This is a genomic window from Paucisalibacillus globulus, from assembly GCF_900184735.1.
Lineage (GTDB): Bacteria > Bacillota > Bacilli > Bacillales > Amphibacillaceae > Ornithinibacillus > Ornithinibacillus globulus_B.
Genome location: NZ_LT855387.1, coordinates 252,726 through 274,138 on the forward strand (window position 1 = coordinate 252,726; position 21,413 = coordinate 274,138).

Below are 21,413 nucleotides of genomic sequence, written 5' to 3' on the forward strand. Positions count from 1 at the left end.
GACAAAAAAAGAAAAGGACAAGATAATAAAATTATCCCATCCTTTTTTGAGCAATAATAAAGATTCTTTCTGAACTTTCTTCGGAAAAATCTTTTTCTATTGAAAAATCTGCATAGATATTTAAAACTTCTAAACCACAGTTTTTTAATAAGTTTTGATACACATCTACGGAAAAGGTTCTTTGATGATGAGTCTCATCGAATCGAGAGTAGTTGTCCTTATCTGAGGTAAAAAAAGTTAACTCATGAAACATTTCACCTTGATGGTCACCAGGATAGCAAAACCAAATATAAGCATTGTCATCGGTAACATCTGCAAATGTTTTCTCAATTAAATCCTCTTCAATATGCTTCATGGAATGCACATCGAAAATAAATATACCCTCATTTTTTAATGAATTTGCTACATTAGAAAAAACCTTATGGAGTTCAGACTCTGATGTTATATAATTCATGACATCACAATAACTAATCGCCATGTCAAATTCGGATAAACCTTCTAATTCCCGTAAATCCTGGTGAATCAGGTTTATATTCAGATTAGCTTCTACAGCCTTTTGTGCTGCTATAGTAAGCATATCGGTGGAATAATCTACACCAGTAATGGGATACTTCTTTGCCAATTGTACGGTGATCTCACCCGTACCACAACCTAAATCAATTATTTTAGGTCTTTCTATATTATATTTATTCACCACAATTTCTGTAAACTCAACCCATTTTTCGTATGGTGCATCCATCATAAATTCATCATATAATCTTGCCATTAATTGATAAGACATGCTCTACCAGCCTACCTCTAAAGGCACTTGGGCAGCATCTCCCCACAAGCGTTCCAAGTTATAGTAGCTTCTTTCATCCTTATGGAAAACGTGGCATACAACATCTCCTAGGTCTACTAAAATCCATCTTGCTTCTTCAAAACCCTCTAGACGTTTCACTGAGATATCATGTTCTTCCATCTTTTCTTTAACAGCTCTTGCAATGGATTGAACTTGTCGCTCATTTGTACCATGACAAATAAGAAAATAATCAGCTACTAATGACACTTCTGCTAAATCTAGTGCAAGGATTTCCTCAGCTCGTTTATCATCACATGCTTCTGCTGCTAGCTTTAAAATTTCCAAAGGATTATTGTCCAAATTTATTACCTCCGTTTAAAAGTCTTGTCAAATCATTATATGCATGGAATGTATCCGGATATATACTATTTTTCTTTTCCATTAAATAATTTATCGTATTACGGGACACCATCCAAGCTGCCCCAACTAGGTCCTTCTGTGCCATATCACGTACTTCATCCAATCCCGGAAAGCTTCTCCCAGGTTCAATATAATCAGCTACAAAAACAATAAGTTCTAAATCACTCATATTAGCTCTACCGGTAGTGTGATAATAAATGGCTTTCTTTATCGCCTCGTCTTCAACCCCATATTCTTGTTCTATCATAAAGGAAGCTACCGGTCCATGCCATAATTCATGATGATATAATAGTAAATCCTTCGGTAGATAGGTGGTTTTAATTATTCTTCTCATTTCCTCTAAAGAACGATATTTACAATAGTCATGGAAAATAGACGCTATCTCTGCTTTTTCAATCGAGACATTATTCAGTTTAGCTAATTTTACCGCTGTTTCTGCCACACGCAAAGTATGTTCAAACCGTTGTTTCGTTAATAAAGGCTCTATAATAGCTATTGCTTCATTTTTGTGCATAGAAACCATGCTCCTTAATAAAAGTATGTACAGACTCTGGAACAAGGTATTGGATGCTCTTATTCTCTTGAAGTCGCTTCCGAATTAAAGTAGAAGAAATGTCTACCAACGGAATATTTACCTCGATTATTGGATAGTTGGTTTCAAGTTTATATCCGGAACGCTTTACTCCCACAAATTTAACTAAATTAATTAATTCATCTATCTTATACCATTTTGGTAAGTATTCTACCATATCAGCTCCAATAATGAAGTGAAAATCTGCTTCAGGATATTGTTCCCTCAGTGCAATCATCGTGTCATACGTGTAAGATTTCCCCGCTCTATCAACTTCAATCGTGTTCAACTGAAACAATTCATTGTTGGTTAAAGCATGTTGTAGCATTTCTATTCGATTTCCAACTGGAACACTAGCTTCATTCTTATGAGGAGGCTCATAGGTTGGAATAAACCAAACTTCCTCCAATTGTAACGAATCCAACACTTCCTGAGCAATAATTAAATGTCCGATATGTGGTGGATCAAAGGTTCCACCTAGAATTCCGATTCGTTTCATTCTTTGAACTCCTTTAACAGTTATTCGTTATGGTAGCTCAATCTGTTTATTTTCTTCTGATTCTTTATATAAAACAATATTATTTCCAATTATTTGGACAATCTCGGAATTCGTGCCAGCCTGTAATTCTTCTGAAACAGTCTCCTTATCATCCATACAATTTTGTAAAATGCTTACCTTAATTAATTCCCTTTTTTCTAAGGCCTCGTTTACCTGTACAATCATATTTTCATTTACACCAACTTTTCCAACTTGAAAAATTGGTTTTAAATGATGTGCTTTTGAGCGTAGAAATCGCTTTTGTTTGCCTGTTAGCATTGTATCACCCTTCTAATAGTTGTTTTAATTGTTGCTCCATATCCCTTAATTCTGGCTTGAAACCGAACCATATTTCAAATGCATATTGGGCTTGGTATAATAACATAGTATGACCATGATGAATACTTGCTCCATTTATGTGTGCTTCTCTTAAAAAGCTTGTCCAGATTGGTTGGTAGATAATATCACTAACAATAGCAGAATCTCGAATATTGTTTAGTTTTAATGGTGAATGTAGTACGTCTGGCTTCATCCCTATATTTGTAGTTTGTATAATCACATCATATTGATGTATATTCTTCTCACCTTGATTAAGGGAAAGGACATTAGTATTGGTATTTCGTGAAGCTAATTCCTGAATAGATTCTGCTTTACCCGAAGTCCGATTGGCGATATCAATGGTTTTAAATCCTGCTTGACTCAGGACATAATATATACCCCTTGCTGCGCCACCAGCACCAATTATTAATATACTATTATCCTTATCCTCAACTAATTCCGGATAGTATTGCTGTAATGCCCTGAAATAGCCAGTACCATCTGTATTGAATCCAATTAACCGACCATTATCGTTCAATACAGTATTCACTGCGCCAATAACTTTGGCAGTATCATCGATTTCATCTAAAAAGGGAATTACTTTTTGCTTATAAGGAATCGTTACATTAAAACCTCTGTATTCCTTTTCCTTCATCATTTCTATTTGGTTAAACAGAGAATCTTCTCTAACTTCATAAATAGAATATTCCCCTTTTATCTTCGCACTTTCTAGGAATTGATTGTGTATCCAAGGAGATAAGGAATGCTTAATCGGATAACCAATTAAGCCTAGTTTGAATTCCATTATTGTCCCCCTAAATTAATGATTTCCTAATCGAAACTGCAACTTCTTTTGGGCTATGTGCGACAACTGTCGTATTTTTTCCATTCACTGTTATCCAGCCTAAACCTGGAAATACTATGTCAGTTTTTTCACCAGTTAAACGAAATGCATTATTAGAAAACTCCGGGAGTAACCTCATGGACTCTTCATCAGGTGGAGATAATAGTTCACCAACATGATTTTCATATAATTCATCCGCTTTCTCTAACTTAGTTCGATGAATAGGTAGTTGGTTGGAAAAATAGCAAACAAAAGATTGTCTTTCTCCCTTAATAAAGTCTAATCGTGCCAATCCACCAACAAATAATGTTTGACCAGCATTTAATTGATAGACTCTCGGTTTTATCTCTTTAGTAGGTGTAACAAATTTTAAATCGTTATCTGAAATATAATGAGCAATTTGTTCTTGATTAACAATTCCCGGTGTATCAATAAGTACCGAGTTGTCATCCAACGGTATCTCAATAAAACCTAAAGTTGTACCTGGAAAATAGGAAGTTGTAATAACATCACTTTCACCAATAGATTGTTTAATTAATCGGTTAATAAATGTTGATTTACCTACATTAGTTGTTCCCACAATATAAACATCTTGATTCTGACGGTGGTATTCAATTTGATCTGTTAACTCTTCAATTCCATATCCTTTAACAGACGAAATTAGAAAAACATCCTTTACTTTTAAGCCTGATTCTTTGGCCGAGGAGCGTAACCATTGTATTAGTTTACTTTTGTTTGTAGATTTTGGCAATAAATCCATTTTATTACCAACTAAGATAATCGGATTATTCCCAACGATTCTCGGTAAACTTTTAATCAACGTTCCATTTACATCAAAAATGTCAATTATATGTACTACAAGACCCTGTTTATCTCGGATAGAACTAACCATCTTAAGAAAATCATCATCATGTATGGAAACATCTTGAATTTCATTATAATGCTTTAGTCGAAAACATCGCTTACACAAAATACTATCTTTTTCTAGAGAGGATTTTGGTGTATACCCGATTCCTTCTGGATCTTCTGTTTGAGTTTGAACACCACACCCTACACAATAGATGGCTTCCAATTCTATTCCTCCCAACTAATTAATCCCTTTTTTCGAAAGTAATTCATAATTTTACGCTCAATTTTCCGGTTCACCTGCGTAATTTTTTCATCAGTTTTCACAATTGGTACGACAAGAATCGTATAAAAACCAGCAGAGTTACCACCTAATACATCTGTCAGTAATTGGTCTCCAACCACTACAATTTCTTCCTTATTTAATTCCATTTGCTTTGCGGCTGTTTTAAATGCACGTCTTAACGGTTTTCTAGCACTAAAAACAAATGGAGTACCCAGTGGTTCTGAGAACATCTTTACACGATCTTCCTTATTATTTGAAATGATAGTAACTTTAATGCCATTATCCTTCATAAGTTTAAACCAATTAACCACTTCGGGAGTTGCTTCTTTTACATTCCAAGCTACTAATGTATTATCCAAGTCAGTAATAATCCCTTTAATCCCCTGTTCTTTCAACACACTAGGCTTAATCTCGAATATATTCTTAACGTGCTCGTTAGGTAAAAATCGCTTTAACAATAATCACACCTCATTATGTAATAAATCTACCATAATTAATTGAACCAATTATACCATGTTTATATTATAGTATTTTGGGCTAATAATATAGTAATTACTTAAATTATAGTAGGTAATACTGACATTTTTAAAAACCTACGAATATAAAAATACCATATATATGTTATAGAAGGTAGAAATATGTAAATTACGGGTAAAAAACTCGAAAATCGTTCGACAAATCCCTACATTTCTCGCATTGTGGATAAGTCTATTCACATTATCAACAGTATTATTACTGGGTTTATTGCAAATATTACCACTTTATACACAACTTATCTACAACCGACTGTAGATAAGTCGCATCTTGTCCTGTCTTTTATTTCGTGATACGTTATAACTATCCTAAATCTAGCAAAAAAGCAGGAAATATATAGGAGGGCTACATTTATGGAACATTTGTCAGATGAATTATTAATCGAATCTTATCATAAAGCAAATGAATTAAAATTAAGCCCTGATTTTGTTTCACTTATTAAAGATGAAATATATCGAAGAGGTTTAACCCATAAAATCAGATTTTCTAGTTAGCGAAAATTCGACAGGAAACATAAAAATATATTAAATAGGAAGAAAAAAATATCACTCTTGTCATTCTTGTGAATGATGAGAGTTTTTGTTTTTTCATACCCTTAAAATATGGTAAGCTATCTTTTATATACACGACCGCTATTTCGTTTTGAGACTTAGCTATGCATGTATTAGAATGGTTGTTAGATACTTAATTAGATGGGAACAACCAAACAAGAAGAAAACGCTTTACTATTCTCAGAAATTATCGATAACTTATTAGGAGGTTTAATCGTACATGATTTTTGCAGTTTTATTACCACTTGTACTTGCTTTATTTATCCCTTTCTTAAGTAAATTTAAAGAAAAAGTACATACAGGTATATTCGTTGTATTAATCCCCTTAGGAATCTTCCTTTATTTTGTTAGTTTTGTTGGAAATGACTTTTCTCCTATACATCATACATATAACTGGATTCCTTCCCTTAATATCAATTTTGATTTTTATTTAGATGGCCTTAGTTTACTATTTGTATTATTAATCAGCGGTATCGGCACCCTAGTTGTTTTCTATTCAATCTATTACTTACATACTTCTGAAAATCTAGGTCATTTTTATGTTTACCTACTAATGTTCATGTCAGCCATGTTAGGGGTTGTATTGTCTGATAATGTATTTGTACTATACACTTTTTGGGAATTAACTTCTATATCTTCCTTCTTGTTAATTGGTTATTGGCATCACCGTGAACGTTCACGCTATGGTGCACAAAAATCGATGCTAATCACGGTTTTTGGTGGATTAAGTATGTTAGGTGGACTTGTTTTACTTTCAGTCATTACTGGTACAACTAGTATTCGTTCCATGATTGATCAAGTTGATGTAATTGCGAGTAGTGGGTATTTACCATTAATACTTGTGTTTATATTATTAGGTGCTTTTACTAAGTCTGCACAATTTCCATTTCACATTTGGCTTCCAGATGCAATGGAAGCTCCAACTCCAGTTAGTGCTTACTTGCACTCCGCTACGATGGTAAAAGCAGGAATCTATCTTGTTGCCCGCTTTTCACCAATTTTTGTAGACTATGAATGGTTCTTTATAACAGTAAGCTTAGTTGGAATCATTACATTAGTGTGGGCTTCCTATATGGCAGTTAGACAGACAGACTTGAAAGGTATTCTTGCCTTTTCAACTGTCAGTCAATTAGGTATGATCATGGCAATGCTTGGTTTCGGTACAGAAGCTGCAGTATTTGCTGCTGTATTCCATATTCTAAACCATGCTACATTTAAAGGTAGCCTCTTCATGATTGCAGGTATTATTGACCATGAAACTGGCACTAGGGACATCCGCAAGCTTGGTGGATTACTTACGTTTATGCCAATGTCGGCAACATTAGCGTTATTTGGTACTTTTTCTATGGCCGGTGTTCCACTACCATTCTTAAACGGATTTTACAGTAAAGAATTATTCTTTGGAGCAACCCTATTAAATGAAAATAGTAGTTCAATCGCTAGTTTCCTTTCAGCAGCAATACCTTATTTAGCAGTATTCGGGAGTATTTTTACTTTTGTGTATTCCATGTACTTTTTCTTTGGAGTGTTTACGGGACCTAAGAAGCTTCATTTACTAACGAAAAAACCACATGAAGCACCAATTGGGATGTTAATCTCGCCAGTAGTTTTAGTTCTAGGAGTCATTATTATTGGTTTGTTCCCTAATATTGTTAATGGTTCATTACTAAATCATGCTGCCCAGGCTGTTAGGAATAGTACGGTTCAATATACAAACATTCATTATTGGCATGGATTTGAACCACAATTTATAATGTCCCTGATAGTAGTCGGAGTTGGATTAATATTATTCCTTACACTTAAGAAATGGAGCAATATATACTCTATCATTCCTGGAAAGCTTAACTTAAATAAACTCTACGATAAAATCATTAATAAAACAGATGACTACTCTGCTAGAATAACAAATTCTTACATGACTGGCTCTCTAAAACTTTATATGTCGATTATTTTAGCGGCAATTATTCTCTTTAGCTTTACTGTTATGATTACAACTGGTGGATTTAATAACATTACCTTTGATGACCTAGCTGAAGTTGAAATCGTAGATATTTCAATTGTTTTAATTATGGTTCTAGCAGCTATTTGCACAATCTTTATTAATAATAAACTTTCCTTAATTATTATCACTGGTATTGTTGGCTTTGGTATATCACTACTATTTGTAGTTTTTAGAGCACCTGATTTGGCTTTAACTCAGTTAGTTGTGGAGACAGTATCGATGGCATTATTTCTACTGGCCTACTATCATTTGCCAGAGTTAAGGAAAAGAGAAGAGACAGTTGGCTCTTCATTTACGAACCTATTCCTAGCTATTGGTACTGGTGCTTTAATTACAATGGTTGGTATCGCAGCCCATAGTTCAGATTGGTTTAAGACAATATCGGACTACTTTGTGGAAACCTCTTATACTTTAGGTGGAGGAAATAATATTGTTAACGTAATTTTAGTTGATATGCGTGGACTAGATACATTATTTGAGATTACGGTACTAGGTATTGCTGCCTTAGCAATCTACGGCCTCATTAAAGTAAGAAAGGACAAGGAGGCAGAGTAATGGAATATATTATATTGCTATTAGCTGGTATTTTATTTGCAACAGCTATCTACAACCTATTACAAAAACAATTACTTAGGATAATTATTGGTACTGTGTTGATTTCTCATGGAGCTCACTTAGTAATCTTAACTATGGGGAAATTAAAGCGTGGTCAACCCCCTATCCTAGATGAGTCTGTAGCCGACTATACCGACCCTTTACCACAAGCACTGATCTTAACATCAATTGTAATTAGCTTCGGTATTACTAGTTTATTACTAGTATTAAGTTATCGCACAGCAAAGGAAAATAATACAGATAATATGGAAGAAATGAGGGGTGAATCGAATGAGTAATTTAGCGGTATTACCGATTATCATCCCAATGTTAGCCGGTATAATAGTTGCTTTTACGAATAAGAATGTTAAAATTACCCGATTTTTATCAAAACTATTTTCCATTATTAGTTTACTTGTAGCAGCATATGTTACTTATGAAGTGTTTTTAAATGGATCTATTATATTAGAAACAGGTGATTGGGCTGCACCTTATGGGATTATTTTGGTAGCTGACCAATTATCTATTTTACTCATTCTAACGACAAATATTATTGCTGCAACAGCTGCGTTTTATGCACCACACTCATTAAACATAAAACAAGAAACACATTACTATTACACTTTCTTTTTCTTATTAATTACTGGTGTTTCTGGTGCATTTTTAACAGGTGACTTATTTAATCTATTCGTATTCTTTGAAGTACTATTAATGGCTTCCTATGCGTTAATCGTTTTGGGTGGCGATAAGGTTCAGCTTAGAGAATCCGTCAAATATGTCCTGATAAACTTATTCTCTTCTATGTTATTCGTTACAGCAGTAGCATTACTGTACGGTGTTGTTGGAACTGTAAATATGGCACATATTGCTGAACGTGTTGCAGAAGTAGAACAAAAAGGAATCTTAACAACAATTGGAGTAATACTATTCTTTGTTTTCGGAACTAAAGCTGCGTTATTCCCGTTATATTACTGGTTACCAAGGCCTTACATAGTTCCAAATCCGGTAGTATCTGCTTTATTTGGTGCTTTGTTAACAAAAGTAGGTATTTACTCGATACTCCGTGTATTCTCACTCATATTCGTCTACAAAATGGATATTACACATGAGTCCTTTATCTGGATAGCAGGATTGTCTATGTTATTTGGTGTTGTTGGCGCACTCTCTACCAACAATATTAAACTCATCATAGCGTACAACATAATTCCTGCAATTGGTTTTATCATTATGGGAATAGGAATCTTCAATCAAGATTCATTAAGTGGGTCAATTTATTATTTGATTCACGATATGATTATTAAGTCAGCTTTATTCTTATTAGTAGGTGTGATAGCTTATGTAGCTGGTACCTCAGACTTGAGAAAGATGAAAGGTCTGATCCATCACTACCCTGTTATAGGATGGCTACTATTTATTAGCGCTTTTGTCTTAGCTGGCATTCCGCCATTCAGTGGCTTTATAGGAAAACTATTACTACTTAGGGGAGCATTATCAGCAGACGAAGTCGTAATAACCATTATTGCTCTATTATCCAGTTTACTAATTCTATACTCCGTTATGAAAATATTCATTCGCGGATTCTGGGGAGAAAAAGACGATAACAAGACATATACCAAAAAAGTGTCTGCAGGTTTCATCATGCCAATCGTTTGTTTATTAGCTATTTCTGTTTTCCTAGGATTAGGAGCTCAATTTGTTTATCCAGCAGTTGATGGAATTGCAGAATACTTACTAGACCCCCAAATATATATAGATTCTGTGTTAAAGGAGTAGACGACTATGGCCTTTCAAATTTTAATCAATATTATTATTGCGCTTATGTGGATGTTCTTAAGCGAATCTTATACATTCGCTAGTTTTATTGCAGGATATATATGGGGGTTACTTTTAGTACTAATTTTAAATAGGTTTATTCCTGGTAGATTTTACGGTTTACGTGTTGCCAAAATAATAAAGCTTTTCCTCATTTTTATAAGAGAATTAGTTCTATCTAACATTAGTATCCTTAAGCTTGTATATACACCTAGACCGGAAATTGAACCAGGGATATTTGCATTACCACTAGAGGTAAAAAGCAACTGGGAGATTACTCTATTAGCACATTTAATTACATTAACACCTGGAACTTTATCTGTAGCAGTTTCAGATAACAATGAGACACTTTTTATTCATGCAATGGATATTGATGAAGTGGATCAATCCATTCGAGAAATAAAGGACAGCTTTGAGAAGGCAATATTGGAGGTGACAAGATAGATGGCTGATGCAATTGCATTTACAGATAGATTATTAAATTACACCATAATCATTTCCTCCATATTAATCGGTATCTCTCTAGTTTTACTACTATACCGAATTTTTAAAGGACCAACAAATCCAGATCGTGCAGTTGGTTTGGATACAATAGGAATTAATTTAATGGCCTTAACAGGAATTATTGCCATTTACCTTTCTACCCCATATTTAAATGATGTTGCCTTGCTAGTTGGTATTCTAGGTTTCTTAGGTACGTTGGCTACGGCAAAATACGTAGAAAAGGGTGTTATAATTGACCGGGACATGGATTGAGTTAGTAGTTAATATTATGGTTATCTTATTGCTTCTAATTGGAGCATTTATTACCCTTTCCGCAACGATTGGTATTATTCGTTTTCCTGACATATATACAAGACTTCACGCTGCGACTAAAGCCTCTACATTAGGCGTGACAAGTATTTTAATTGCAGCTTTTCTGTACTTATATGTAAAGGAAGATATTGTAAGTGGAAAACTATTAATCGGAATTATCTTTATCATGGTGACAGCACCTGTTTCGGCTCATATGATTGGACGAGCAGCTCATAATAGTGGAATTAAACCACTTACCAAAAATCGAACAGATGCATATGAAGAAGCCATGCGAAAACATCAATAAACCTTCCAGAACGTCTAAAGAAAGGTACTAGTCCTTTCCGGGACGTTCTTTTCTTTTGTCATCATTACTTATCACAAGGTAAATTCAGGATACAAGCGAAATGAAGTTTAATTTTATTTTGAAAGGACAGACACAAGACACGCTATATCATCATAGGGTGATTATATAGGCTATAGCCCAGCCTAGTCAGGAGGTGTATCTGTTTGTCCGGAATATTGAGTGTCCTTGCATTGCTAATTAAGGAAGCTCTATTCTTCGTTTCCTATGTGAAAAATCATGCGTTTCCACAGCCGCTATCTTCAGAAGACGAAGCGAAATACATTGCGGAAATGCAAAATGGAAGTGAAGAAGCAAGGAATAAATTAATTGAACATAATTTACGTCTTGTAGCACACATCGTGAAGAAATTTGAAAATACTGGAGAAGATATGGAAGACTTAATCTCTATTGGAACGATTGGGTTAATTAAAGGGATAGAGAGCTTCTCTGTAGGTAAAGGTACCAAGCTAGCAACCTATGCAGCAAGATGTATTGAAAATGAGATCTTAATGCATTTACGAGCCTTGAAAAAGGTTAAGAAAGACGTTTCATTACATGACCCAATTGGTCAGGATAAAGAAGGGAACGAGATTAGTCTTATTGACATTTTAGAGGCGGAAAATGAAAATGTGATTGAATACATCCAACTAAATATGGAAATTGAGAAAATGCAGGATTATTTTTCGATTCTAGATAAACGCGAAAGAGAAGTAATTATATATCGCTATGGATTGAATAATAAAAAAGAAATGACTCAACGTGAGATTGCAAAAAAACTTAATATCTCAAGAAGCTATGTATCACGTATTGAGAAAAGGGCATTAATGAAGGTTTTCCATGAGTATTACCGAAATGAGCGTAAAGGATAAAATAAAGGATGCCAATGCTGGGGTATATATCCAGCCGGTGGCATCCCAATTATTAACTTATACGTCAAGCATACGAAAAATAATGTCTGAGGCGTTCTTTGCAGCCTTCTCAAGGAAAGTATCGAACGAAACAGATGACTCCTTACCAGCAATATCAGAAAGAGCTCGGATAACTACAAATGGGCAGTTATATTGATGACAAATTTGTGCTACCGCTGCTGCTTCCATTTCTGACGCAATCATATTAGGAAACTTCCCACGAACATCGCTAACTCGAGTAGGATCTTCCATAAATGAATCCCCTGTCGCAATTAAACCTATCTCCCCATTCACATCTAGAAGGTCAATTGCCTTCATTGCCTCATTTATGAGTGTAGAATCTGCTTTAAAAGTAGCTGGCATTCCTGGTACTTGTCCATATACATAATCAAACGCTGTGACATCTACGTCGTGATGAACAACTTCTGACGATACGACAATATCCCCCACCTCAAGTTTAGTAGAAAATCCTCCTGCGGAACCTGTGTTAATAATATACTCAGGAGAATATCTTTCCATCAGTATTGTGGTTGACATAGCAGCATTAACTTTACCTATACCAGACTTTAATAGTACAACATCTTTTCCTTGTAATTTACCTTTTATAAATAAACTATTGGCTATGACTGTTTCTTCTTTATCTGTCATTTTGGCCTTAATTATTTCTATTTCTTCATCCATTGCACCTATGATACCTATTGCCATGATGTCATGATCCTCCTATTAAATAGACCTATTCAAATCTCCATTTTTGATCATTTTCACTTAAAACCTCTACTAAAGTAGGTTGCCAACCTTGATTATCTACCCAACTTATATATACTCGGTAGGTTTGTGTTTCCGCTTTATCAGAAACAGTACCAATCACCTTTTGGTCACCATTTCGTTGTAGCCACCAAGTGATGATATTATCTTCTGATAAACCAGTAGCATATTGAAGTGCTTTTTCCATTTCCAATCTGTCCTGAGAACCGTCTTCATACACCACTGAATGTGGCCCTTCTTGTTCAGTACCGATTGGTTGCCATTCTTTTGTATATGCCTCTACTACAACATCGTCATTTGCAGCAGGGTCTACTTGCTCTTTTTCACCTGGGTCTTGCATATTTTCATTTTTATCATCAGTTTCAGATTCTGAGCCATCACTCTCACCTTCCTCGTTCTGAGAAGAACTTTCCTCTGAATCTGCAGAGTCTTGTCCAGTTTCTGTCCCGTCTTCATCTATATTTTCTTCTTCAGCTTGTTCTTCACTCTCTGTCGTATCATCATTTGAGCTTGCGATGTTATTCGGTTGCTCAGGATCTTCATCTGGTCCGAATATCCAAAGACCGATTAAAAGAATAATAAGGAAGCTTCCAGCAATAATTAATATGGACATTAACTTTGTATTTTTGCGTCTTTTTTCGAATTTGTTAACACGAGTATATCTATCAAAATCACTCATACAATCTTCCCCTCCCTATGTATACGTTATTATATTAACATAATTTATATTCTAGGAATAATATCCTTATCTTTTATTTTAAATTGTTTTGTTGTTAATTACATAATTGATAGAAACTGCGCGGTAACTAGTTCAAATACCCAATAGTTCATGGTTATAGCAGTACGACACCGCTCCGGCAGAATACTATGCTTTCCGCGGGCCCGGACTCAGCCTCCTCGAGGAAAGTTCGCCTCTCTAGGGGTCTTCGGACACGTGCATTTCCCGCAGGAGTCTTCGTATTCTGCCTGCGCTAGTTTAGTTTTCTAATTAAAGATAGTAATTAGCTTGCATTGCCAGCAATTGAACACCAATATTTCTATTTACTCTATCTCAGCGAAGGAAATACACGGAGACTCCTGCTGGAGGATAGGCATCGGTGAGACCCCGCAGTGCGTAAGCGGGAGGCTCACCAGCCGCCGCGGCAAGGTAGACACTGTGAGGTACTTTCGAACAGATGTCGCCCCTGTGCTGACAGTAAAAGCGGAGTGTATTTCCGTAGCGGGTATGATGCGCTACCATAATGCTTAGTTACCGCACAGTTTCTAATTAACTGCGAATATAAAACTTAATATAAGTTGTATTTTATTAAATAAATGGATGAATATAAAAAGCGGAGCATCTACTCCGCTTTTTGTGTTTCTATTCAACTTTAAGTATTTTTACTTGGATATCTCCACCTGGTGTTGTTACAGCTACCTCTTCACCTATTTCATGGCCTAGTAGACTTTTTGCCATCGGTGAATCGTTGGAAATTCTTCCTTCAAATGGATCTGCTTCAGCACTTCCTACAATCGTATAGGTTTCTTCTTCTCCGTCAGGCAATTCCTTAAATGTAACTGATTTACCTAGAGATACCATATTAGGATTTTGGTTATCATTTTCAATAATTACTGCATTACGAATCATCTTTTCAACTTGAGCTATGCGTGACTCCACAAATGCTTGCTCATCTTTTGCAGCATCGTACTCGGAGTTCTCGGATAAATCACCGAAATCACGTGCTACCTTAATTCGCTCTACGACTTCTTGTCTTCTTTCTGTCTTCAAGTAAAGAAGCTCTTTTTCTAATTTCTCTTTCCCCTCATGCGTCATATAATAACTTTTCTCTACAGCCATAAAAAAACACTCCTTTTATCTATCTACTGCTACCAACTATCATACTTTGGTTGTGTTGTATATAATGCAACGAGTAACTAAAAAGTATACTAACCATAACTATGGCAGATTTTATTTTAATTTTCAATACTTTTGTTCAAACTATTTTCGTTATTTTTTGACAATATATGCTCGATTTTTGTTGCCATTATGTCGATAGCAACATGATTCTCTCCCCCCTCAGGGATAATGATATCAGCATATCTTTTTGTTGGCTCAACAAATTGTAAATGCATAGGACGAACAGAATTCAAATACTGATCAATAACAGAATCTAATGTTCTTCCACGGTCTTTTATGTCTCTAAGTAATCTTCTAATAATTCGTAAATCAGCATCTGTATCCACAAATACTTTAATATCCATTAAATCAACTAATCGGGGATCCTCTAAAATTAAAATGCCTTCTAAGATAATAACATCCTTAGGTTCCACGTTAATAACATCTTTTGAACGTGTATGGATTTTATAATCATATATCGGCTTTTCAATTGGTTTATGATTTAATAATGAATGTACATGTTTAATTAATAAGTCATTATCGAAAGCTAGAGGGTGGTCATAATTAGTCTCTAAACGTTCTTCAAATGGTAAATGACTTTGATCTTTATAATAATAGTCCTGTTCAATTACAAGAATCGTCTTATCAGTAAATCGCTGGCAGATTGATTTAGTTACAGATGTTTTTCCACTACCACTACCACCTGCAACACCAATTACTACTGGTTTGTCTTGCATCTTGCTACCTCTTTTCATGATTTTTTAACACTAATAGCAACCCCATCACCAATAGGTAATATTGTTGTAATATAATCTGGATGGTTTACCAGCCATTCATTATATGCTCTTATTTTCTCAACCATTTTCTTATGTCTCGGATGTTCAAAATTAGGGTCATAGACATGCCCCTTAAACAGAACATTATCGGTTACTATAAGCCCGTTTTCTGCTAAGAGTGGCTGTGATAATTCAAAGAAACGCATATATTGTCCTTTAGCAGCATCGATAAATATGCAATCATATTGATCGCCATTATCAGCAAGCTCTATTAATACTTCTAATGCGTCTCCATGAATAATCTCAATCGTGTTGTCTTTATTAAGCAATTTTATATTTTGGACTGCTTGTTCAAACCTATTATCATCACGTTCAATTGTAGTAATTTTTGAACTGGGATTTGCTTCGCTCATTCTTAAAGCGGAATAACCAATAGCACTCCCAATTTCTAATATTTTATGTGGTTTATGCAACCGAATAAGTTGCATTAAAAAATTTATTCCGATTGGATCCATTATTGGGACATGGTCAATTTTTGCTTGCTTTTCCAAATCCTTTACCCAATCTTCCGTATGGGGAAGATGCTTAACTAAATAATTATTTAACAATTCATCCATTTTTTACCCTCATTTTTATACTTATCCTATTAGGATACCAAATTAAAGTGGAAATATGTTCGAAAATATCACTCTAGACAACCTTTTGTAGTCCCACCTTCACTAAAGTGATACTTGCTTTTACTATTCATAACAGACCAATAACTTCTGCTAGTCTACTGTAATATGTCCCTTATTACCAAAAAAACGGGAAATGTGAAATATATTCACACTTCCTCATTAGTTATTGTATATGTTGATTTTTATTAACCAAATGTTCTTCAAACGTTTCTGCATAATGTATATTTCCTTGGCCATCATGCAGGAAGAAATAGAAATCTGTTTCTTCCGGATTTATTCCCGCTTCAAATGCATTCTGTGAGAAATTCGATATCGGGCCAATTGGCAATCCATCATTTCTATATGTGTTGAAAGGTGAATCTACCTCAAGATCTTTTAATAGTACCTTTTCCTTATGACGACCGAGTGCATATTGAACCGTTGGATCCGTTTCTAATCTCATATCTGCCTCGAGACGGTTATAAAAGATCCCTGCTATTTTCTTACGTTGATCATCTGTTACAGCCTCTTTTTCAACTAATGAAGCCATCGTAACAGCTTCATGAATTGTTAAACCTTTTTCAGTAATGGCATCCATGTACTGACCTAAAACAGATTGTGTTTTGTCTAACATATTCTCAATAATCGTTTCAATCGGTGGGCTTTCCTCATAAAAGTCATACGTTGCAGCAAATAAATACCCTTCAAGAGAATACCTTAAATCAGGATTAAGTATATCTTCTGTTAAGAATGGATATTTTTGCATTAATTGATTAATATAATCAGGGTCGTTTACCTTCTCTATGAAATCATCTTCAGAAATTGGTAATTTATCTGCATAAATAGCTGCAATTTCATCAATTGTTAAACCTTCACGTATTGTTACTCGATGTACAGGTTCTTTTATAATACGGCCACTCTTTAGCGATTCAATAATTTGATCCAAAGTCATTGCTTTTGTAAATGTATAGTTACCTGCCTGAAATCCGGATTCATTCTTAAACTTAATATAGAACCGAAAAATCATGGAGTCTTTTATAATTCCGCTTTTTTCTAGTACCTCAGCAATTCCTGAGGTTGATGATCCTAAAGGGATTTCAACTTCTACACCTTGCTCATTTCCTGGGTCGACTGGTTCTAGTGCTGATTTAACATATGTATATCCAGATATACCTCCAACAACAAGGACTATAAGAAGAGATAAGATAACGATTGCAACAATTTTACGAACTGTTCTTGCATCTTCTCCTCTAGCGACTAGATTATCTCTAAAATTACGTTTGTTTTTATTTTTATCTTTACCCTCAGACATCCATTATCCCCCTCTCATCCGGTATATTATACTAAAAAAAGACAATATACGCTAGGATTTATTAAATTCTTTTACTATCCACACAAAAAAGTAGGTACCCCCAAGGTGGCACCTACTTTCATACAAGATTAAAGATACATTAACCTACTCTTTTAAATCTTCCTCTTCTGCTAGGGTGTTTAGCATTTCTTCTACGATATCCCATTCGTCATCAGATTCAATAGCAAACAATGATAGGTCTTCATCTTCCTTTTCTTCGTAACGGAAAGCGTAAACTTCTACTTCTTCATCGTCTTTTTGCTCTGCTGGTACTACAGCGATATAGGAATACCCTGTTTCATCCACATCAAATGTGAAAAGTACTTCAAATAAATGCTCTTCACCATTTTCGTCTGGAATGATGATGCGTTCTTTTTCTTCAATAGCCATAAATGTAATCTCCTTTTCATTTTTGATCAAGATAGCCTTGCAAAATCATCATTGCGGCCATTTTATCAATTACTTTTTTACGCTTTTTTCTACTTACATCAGCTTCAAGCAATACACGCTCAGCTGCCATGGTAGTCAGGCGTTCATCCCATAGAACAGTTGGTAAACCGTGTACTTTTTCAATATGTTCAGCATAGCTTATTGATGCCTCACCACGTTCACCGATTGAGCCATTCATATTTTTAGGTAGCCCAATTACAACTTTTTCTACATGATGCTCCTTGATAATCTCCTTTAGCTGAATATCAGCAGAGTCAATTTCATTTTCATCCCATTTAATTGTAGTTAAACCTTGAGCTGTCCAACCCAAACCATCACTAACTGCAACACCTATTGTTTTTGAGCCAACATCTAAACCCATTATCTTCATTTATTTACCTGCATATTGCTGTTCTAGATAATATTTAACAAGTTCTTCAATTACTTCATCGCGTTCAATTCTACGGATTAAATTTCTTGCGTCTTTGTACCTTGGAATATAGGCAGGGTCACCTGATAATAGATAGCCAACAATTTGATTTATCGGGTTATAGCCTTTTTCTTGAAGTGCCTCATGGACAGTCATTAGAATTTCTTTAATATCTCGATCAAATGGCTCTTCTGAAAAGTTGAATTTCATTGTTTTATCGATTGAACTCATCACGACACCTCATTCCACTTTTTGTTTCTATTTCCATTCTATCACGTTTAAAAGATTAAATATAATAATTTAAGCGAGTAGAATGATGGTTATTATTAGAATCTATATTATCCTTGTAAATTCAACTCTACATATTCCAACACGTATTGTAAAGCTTCATTTATTTTGCTTGGATCTTTACCACCTGCTTGTGCCATATCTGGACGACCACCGCCTCCACCGCCACAAAGCTGTGCTGCTTGTTTAATTAGATTTCCTGCATGTAGACCCTTATCAATTAAATCTTTTGAAACTCCTGCAGCTAATTGTACTTTATTATCATTTTCTGCTGCTAGTAGAACAATTGCAGAACCTATCTTTTGTTTTAATTCATCTAGCATCGTTCTTAATTGATTCATATCTTTAACATTAACCTTTTGTGCTAATACGTTAATTCCTCTTACTTCTTGTACTTGATCCAATATCGAAGAAGCCTCTAAATTTGAAAGCTTGGCACCTAGTGACTCGTTTTCTTTCTGTAATTCCTTCATTTCATGGAATAATGAACCGACACGTTCTGGTACCTTTTCCTCATTTGTTTTTAATAGTTGTGCTGTATTTTGTAATAAATTCAACTTACCTGAAAGGAAATCATAAGCAAATTTACTTGTTACAGCCTCAATTCGTCTTGTACCTGCACCAATTCCACCTTCTGAAACGATCTTAAAGAGACCGATTTCTGATGTATTACGAACATGGCAGCCACCACATAATTCCAAGCTATAGTCACCAATTTGTACAACACGGACAATTTCGCCATACTTCTCACCGAATAAAGCCATGGCTCCCATTTCTTTTGCTTCTTTCAGATTCTTGAAGCTAATATTAAGGTGAATAGAATCCCATATTCTTTCATTTACAATCTTTTCAATTTCTTCCAATTCCTCTTTGGTAACGGAACTAAAGTGTGAGAAATCAAATCGTAACCGTTCAGGTGCTACCAATGATCCAGCTTGATTTACATGTTTTCCTAGAACATCTTTTAATGCCTGATGAAGTAAATGGGTTGCAGTATGGTTCTTTATAATCAAGTTACGAGAGTCTACATCAACTAAGGCATTTATGTCGTCCCCTACTTGTAGTACACCGTTCTCAATCACGGCATGATGTATATTCTGATTTTTAGGAGACTTTTGGACATTCTTTACAAGTGCTGATCCATTCTGAGAAGAAATGACTCCTTGGTCTGCAATTTGACCACCGCTCTCTGCATAGAATGGTGTTTCTTGTAGAAAGAGTAACACTTCTTCACCCTGTTCTGCAACGTCTACTAATTCACCATCTTTTATGATTGCGACAACTTTTGTTTCCTTCTCTAATGTTTCATAACCTACAAATTCACTTTCAACATTAACTTGACTTAATACTTCATCTTGTACATGCATAGAGTCTACTTTTTGACGTGCACTTCTAGCACGTTCGCGTTGTTTTTCCATTTCCTCTTCATATCCAGCTTCATCGACTGTAAATCCAAGTTGCTCTACATATTCCTGAGTTAATTCTTTTGGAAAACCATACGTATCATATAAACGGAATACTTCATGTCCTGGGAAAATAGTGGATTGATTTGCTTTTTCTTTTTCAATAAGATCAGTTAACATTTCAAGACCTTCATTCAACGTCTCATGGAAACGCTCTTCTTCAACCTTAATAATATTTTGTATAAATTCACGTTGATTTATTACTGCAGGGTAGAACTCTTTCATGATTTGTCCTACTGTGTCTACTAATTCATACATAAACGGTTTTTCAATTCCAATCTCTTTTGCAAACCGGACCGCTCTTCTTAACAATCTTCTTAAAACATAGCCTCTACCATCATTTGAAGGTAATGCACCATCACTAATAGCAAAACTCACCGTTCTAATATGATCTGCAACTACTTTATATGCTGTGTCACTTTCCTTGTTCACACCATATTTAACATTTGCTAATTCCTCAGTCTTCTTAATGATAGGCATGAATAAGTCCGTCTCAAAATTGGTAGGAGCATCTTGAATAACAGATACAACACGTTCTAACCCCATACCAGTATCGATATTTTTCTTTGGTAATGGAGTGTATGTATCATCTGGATTATGGTTAAATTGAGAAAATACAAGATTCCAAATTTCTAGGTACCTATCATTTTCTCCACCTGGATATAATTCCGGATCTTCTGGGTCACTACCATAAGACTCGCCACGATCATAAAATATTTCCGTATTTGGTCCACTAGGACCTTCTCCAATATCCCAAAAGTTTTCTTCAAGGCGAATAATTCGTTCTTTTGGAAGTTTAATATCATTTAACCACATGTCATACGCTTCATCATCTTCTGGATGAACGGTAACAGATAGCCTTTCTGGATCAAATCCTAACCATTTTTCACTTGTAAGAAATTCCCAAGCCCATTCAATAGCTTCCTTTTTAAAATAATCACCAATTGAAAAATTACCAAGCATTTCAAAGAATGTATGGTGTCTTGCTGTATAACCTACATTCTCTATGTCGTTAGTACGAATGGATTTTTGAGCATTCACTATTCGGGGATTATCTGGAATAACCCGTCCATCGAAATATTTTTTTAAAGTAGCAACTCCACTGTTAATCCATAATAATGTTGGATCATCTTGTGGCACTAGTGATGCACTTGGTTCTACTTTATGACCTTTTTCTTGGAAGAAATCAAGATACATTTGTCTAATTTGAGCTGATGTTAGTTTTTTCATATA

26 protein-coding genes are annotated in these 21,413 nt (G+C 35.0%); 8 read left to right on the forward strand and 18 right to left on the reverse strand.

The annotated features are described in order from the left end of the window. Window positions 1–31 precede the first annotated feature (31 nt). From BN999_RS06855 to BN999_RS06890, 8 genes are read right to left on the reverse strand one after another with little or no spacing between them, the layout of a single operon-like run. A complete protein-coding gene (locus tag BN999_RS06855) occupies window positions 32–781 on the reverse strand; it encodes a class I SAM-dependent DNA methyltransferase (RefSeq protein ID WP_096270645.1) in 750 nt (249 codons plus the stop codon). A 3-nt stretch (window positions 782–784) separates the two neighbouring features. Beyond that, the gene (gene rsfS / locus BN999_RS06860) at window positions 785–1,141 is read right to left on the reverse strand and encodes a ribosome silencing factor (RefSeq protein ID WP_096270646.1); all 357 of its coding nucleotides are present in this window, start codon (window positions 1,139–1,141) and stop codon (window positions 785–787) included. Next, a complete protein-coding gene (yqeK, locus tag BN999_RS06865) occupies window positions 1,131–1,715 on the reverse strand; it encodes a bis(5'-nucleosyl)-tetraphosphatase (symmetrical) YqeK (protein ID WP_096270647.1) in 585 nt (194 codons plus the stop codon). Before yqeK ends, rsfS begins: the two co-directional genes overlap by 11 nt. Then, window positions 1,702–2,271, reverse strand: a complete 570-nt coding sequence (locus tag BN999_RS06870) for a nicotinate-nucleotide adenylyltransferase (protein ID WP_096270648.1) — start codon at window positions 2,269–2,271, stop codon at window positions 1,702–1,704. Before BN999_RS06870 ends, yqeK begins: the two co-directional genes overlap by 14 nt. A gap of 27 nt (window positions 2,272–2,298) precedes the next feature. Continuing rightward, window positions 2,299–2,589 carry a ribosome assembly RNA-binding protein YhbY gene (gene yhbY, locus BN999_RS06875; protein WP_096270649.1) on the reverse strand — a complete coding sequence of 97 codons (291 nt, stop codon included), beginning with the start codon at window positions 2,587–2,589 and terminating at the stop codon, window positions 2,299–2,301. A 4-nt stretch (window positions 2,590–2,593) separates the two neighbouring features. After that, complete coding sequence (gene aroE, locus BN999_RS06880) at window positions 2,594–3,433, reverse strand: shikimate dehydrogenase (protein WP_096270650.1); 840 nt, start codon at window positions 3,431–3,433, stop codon at window positions 2,594–2,596. Window positions 3,434–3,443: 10 nt separating this feature from the next. Continuing rightward, window positions 3,444–4,544, reverse strand: coding sequence for a ribosome biogenesis GTPase YqeH (gene yqeH / locus BN999_RS06885; RefSeq protein WP_096270651.1), 1,101 nt, complete (start codon window positions 4,542–4,544; stop codon window positions 3,444–3,446). A 2-nt stretch (window positions 4,545–4,546) separates the two neighbouring features. Next, a complete protein-coding gene (locus BN999_RS06890; RefSeq protein WP_096270652.1) occupies window positions 4,547–5,062 on the reverse strand; it encodes a YqeG family HAD IIIA-type phosphatase in 516 nt (171 codons plus the stop codon). 429 nt (window positions 5,063–5,491) lie between these two features. Here BN999_RS06890 and BN999_RS06895 point away from each other — a divergent pair, with 429 nt between their 5' ends. The 8 genes from BN999_RS06895 (at window position 5,492) to sigK (ending at window position 12,107) form a co-directional block, all read left to right on the forward strand. Continuing rightward, window positions 5,492–5,632 carry a sporulation histidine kinase inhibitor Sda gene (locus BN999_RS06895; protein ID WP_096270653.1) on the forward strand — a complete coding sequence of 47 codons (141 nt, stop codon included), beginning with the start codon at window positions 5,492–5,494 and terminating at the stop codon, window positions 5,630–5,632. A 277-nt stretch (window positions 5,633–5,909) separates the two neighbouring features. Then, on the forward strand, window positions 5,910–8,246 hold the full coding sequence (locus BN999_RS06900) for a Na+/H+ antiporter subunit A (RefSeq protein WP_096270654.1): 2,337 nt from the start codon (window positions 5,910–5,912) through the stop codon (window positions 8,244–8,246). Continuing rightward, window positions 8,246–8,584: a Na(+)/H(+) antiporter subunit C gene (locus BN999_RS06905; protein WP_096270655.1), complete on the forward strand. Its 339-nt coding sequence runs from the start codon at window positions 8,246–8,248 to the stop codon at window positions 8,582–8,584. The genes BN999_RS06900 and BN999_RS06905 overlap by 1 nt, the downstream gene beginning before the upstream one ends. After that, the gene (locus tag BN999_RS06910) at window positions 8,577–10,058 is read left to right on the forward strand and encodes a Na+/H+ antiporter subunit D (RefSeq protein ID WP_096270656.1); all 1,482 of its coding nucleotides are present in this window, start codon (window positions 8,577–8,579) and stop codon (window positions 10,056–10,058) included. Before BN999_RS06905 ends, BN999_RS06910 begins: the two co-directional genes overlap by 8 nt. 6 nt (window positions 10,059–10,064) lie before the next feature. Then, window positions 10,065–10,541 (forward strand): Na+/H+ antiporter subunit E, encoded by a 477-nt coding sequence (locus BN999_RS06915; RefSeq protein WP_096270657.1) that lies wholly within the window; start codon window positions 10,065–10,067, stop codon window positions 10,539–10,541. Continuing rightward, on the forward strand, window positions 10,542–10,853 hold the full coding sequence (locus BN999_RS06920) for a Na(+)/H(+) antiporter subunit F1 (RefSeq protein ID WP_096270658.1): 312 nt from the start codon (window positions 10,542–10,544) through the stop codon (window positions 10,851–10,853). It begins immediately after the preceding gene. Beyond that, the gene (gene mnhG / locus BN999_RS06925) at window positions 10,834–11,199 is read left to right on the forward strand and encodes a monovalent cation/H(+) antiporter subunit G (RefSeq protein ID WP_096270659.1); all 366 of its coding nucleotides are present in this window, start codon (window positions 10,834–10,836) and stop codon (window positions 11,197–11,199) included. Before BN999_RS06920 ends, mnhG begins: the two co-directional genes overlap by 20 nt. Before the next feature lie 203 nt (window positions 11,200–11,402). Then, entirely contained in the window at window positions 11,403–12,107 is a 705-nt protein-coding gene (gene sigK, locus BN999_RS06930; RefSeq protein ID WP_096270660.1) for an RNA polymerase sporulation sigma factor SigK, read from the forward strand. A gap of 57 nt (window positions 12,108–12,164) precedes the next feature. Here sigK and mtnN read toward each other — a convergent pair whose 3' ends face one another. The 10 genes from mtnN to alaS all read right to left on the reverse strand — a co-directional run bounded on the left by mtnN (window position 12,165) and on the right by alaS (window position 21,410). Further along, window positions 12,165–12,851 carry a 5'-methylthioadenosine/S-adenosylhomocysteine nucleosidase gene (gene mtnN / locus BN999_RS06935; protein WP_096270661.1) on the reverse strand — a complete coding sequence of 229 codons (687 nt, stop codon included), beginning with the start codon at window positions 12,849–12,851 and terminating at the stop codon, window positions 12,165–12,167. Window positions 12,852–12,879: 28 nt separating this feature from the next. Continuing rightward, the gene (locus BN999_RS06940; protein ID WP_096270662.1) at window positions 12,880–13,590 is read right to left on the reverse strand and encodes a YrrS family protein; all 711 of its coding nucleotides are present in this window, start codon (window positions 13,588–13,590) and stop codon (window positions 12,880–12,882) included. 681 nt (window positions 13,591–14,271) lie between these two features. Further along, window positions 14,272–14,748 (reverse strand): transcription elongation factor GreA, encoded by a 477-nt coding sequence (gene greA, locus BN999_RS06945; RefSeq protein ID WP_096270663.1) that lies wholly within the window; start codon window positions 14,746–14,748, stop codon window positions 14,272–14,274. A 116-nt stretch (window positions 14,749–14,864) separates the two neighbouring features. Next, window positions 14,865–15,524, reverse strand: a complete 660-nt coding sequence (gene udk, locus BN999_RS06950) for a uridine kinase (protein ID WP_096270664.1) — start codon at window positions 15,522–15,524, stop codon at window positions 14,865–14,867. Window positions 15,525–15,538: 14 nt separating this feature from the next. Beyond that, window positions 15,539–16,180, reverse strand: a complete 642-nt coding sequence (locus BN999_RS06955; protein WP_096270665.1) for an O-methyltransferase — start codon at window positions 16,178–16,180, stop codon at window positions 15,539–15,541. A gap of 223 nt (window positions 16,181–16,403) precedes the next feature. After that, entirely contained in the window at window positions 16,404–17,531 is a 1,128-nt protein-coding gene (gene mltG / locus BN999_RS06960) for an endolytic transglycosylase MltG (RefSeq protein WP_096270666.1), read from the reverse strand. Between the two features lie 144 nt (window positions 17,532–17,675). Beyond that, window positions 17,676–17,960 carry a DUF1292 domain-containing protein gene (locus tag BN999_RS06965; protein ID WP_096270667.1) on the reverse strand — a complete coding sequence of 95 codons (285 nt, stop codon included), beginning with the start codon at window positions 17,958–17,960 and terminating at the stop codon, window positions 17,676–17,678. A gap of 16 nt (window positions 17,961–17,976) precedes the next feature. Then, window positions 17,977–18,390 (reverse strand): Holliday junction resolvase RuvX, encoded by a 414-nt coding sequence (gene ruvX, locus BN999_RS06970; RefSeq protein WP_096270668.1) that lies wholly within the window; start codon window positions 18,388–18,390, stop codon window positions 17,977–17,979. After that, complete coding sequence (locus tag BN999_RS06975) at window positions 18,391–18,660, reverse strand: IreB family regulatory phosphoprotein (protein ID WP_096270669.1); 270 nt, start codon at window positions 18,658–18,660, stop codon at window positions 18,391–18,393. Between the two features lie 107 nt (window positions 18,661–18,767). After that, window positions 18,768–21,410, reverse strand: coding sequence for an alanine--tRNA ligase (gene alaS, locus BN999_RS06980; protein ID WP_096270670.1), 2,643 nt, complete (start codon window positions 21,408–21,410; stop codon window positions 18,768–18,770). Between the last annotated feature and the right edge of the window lie 3 nt (window positions 21,411–21,413).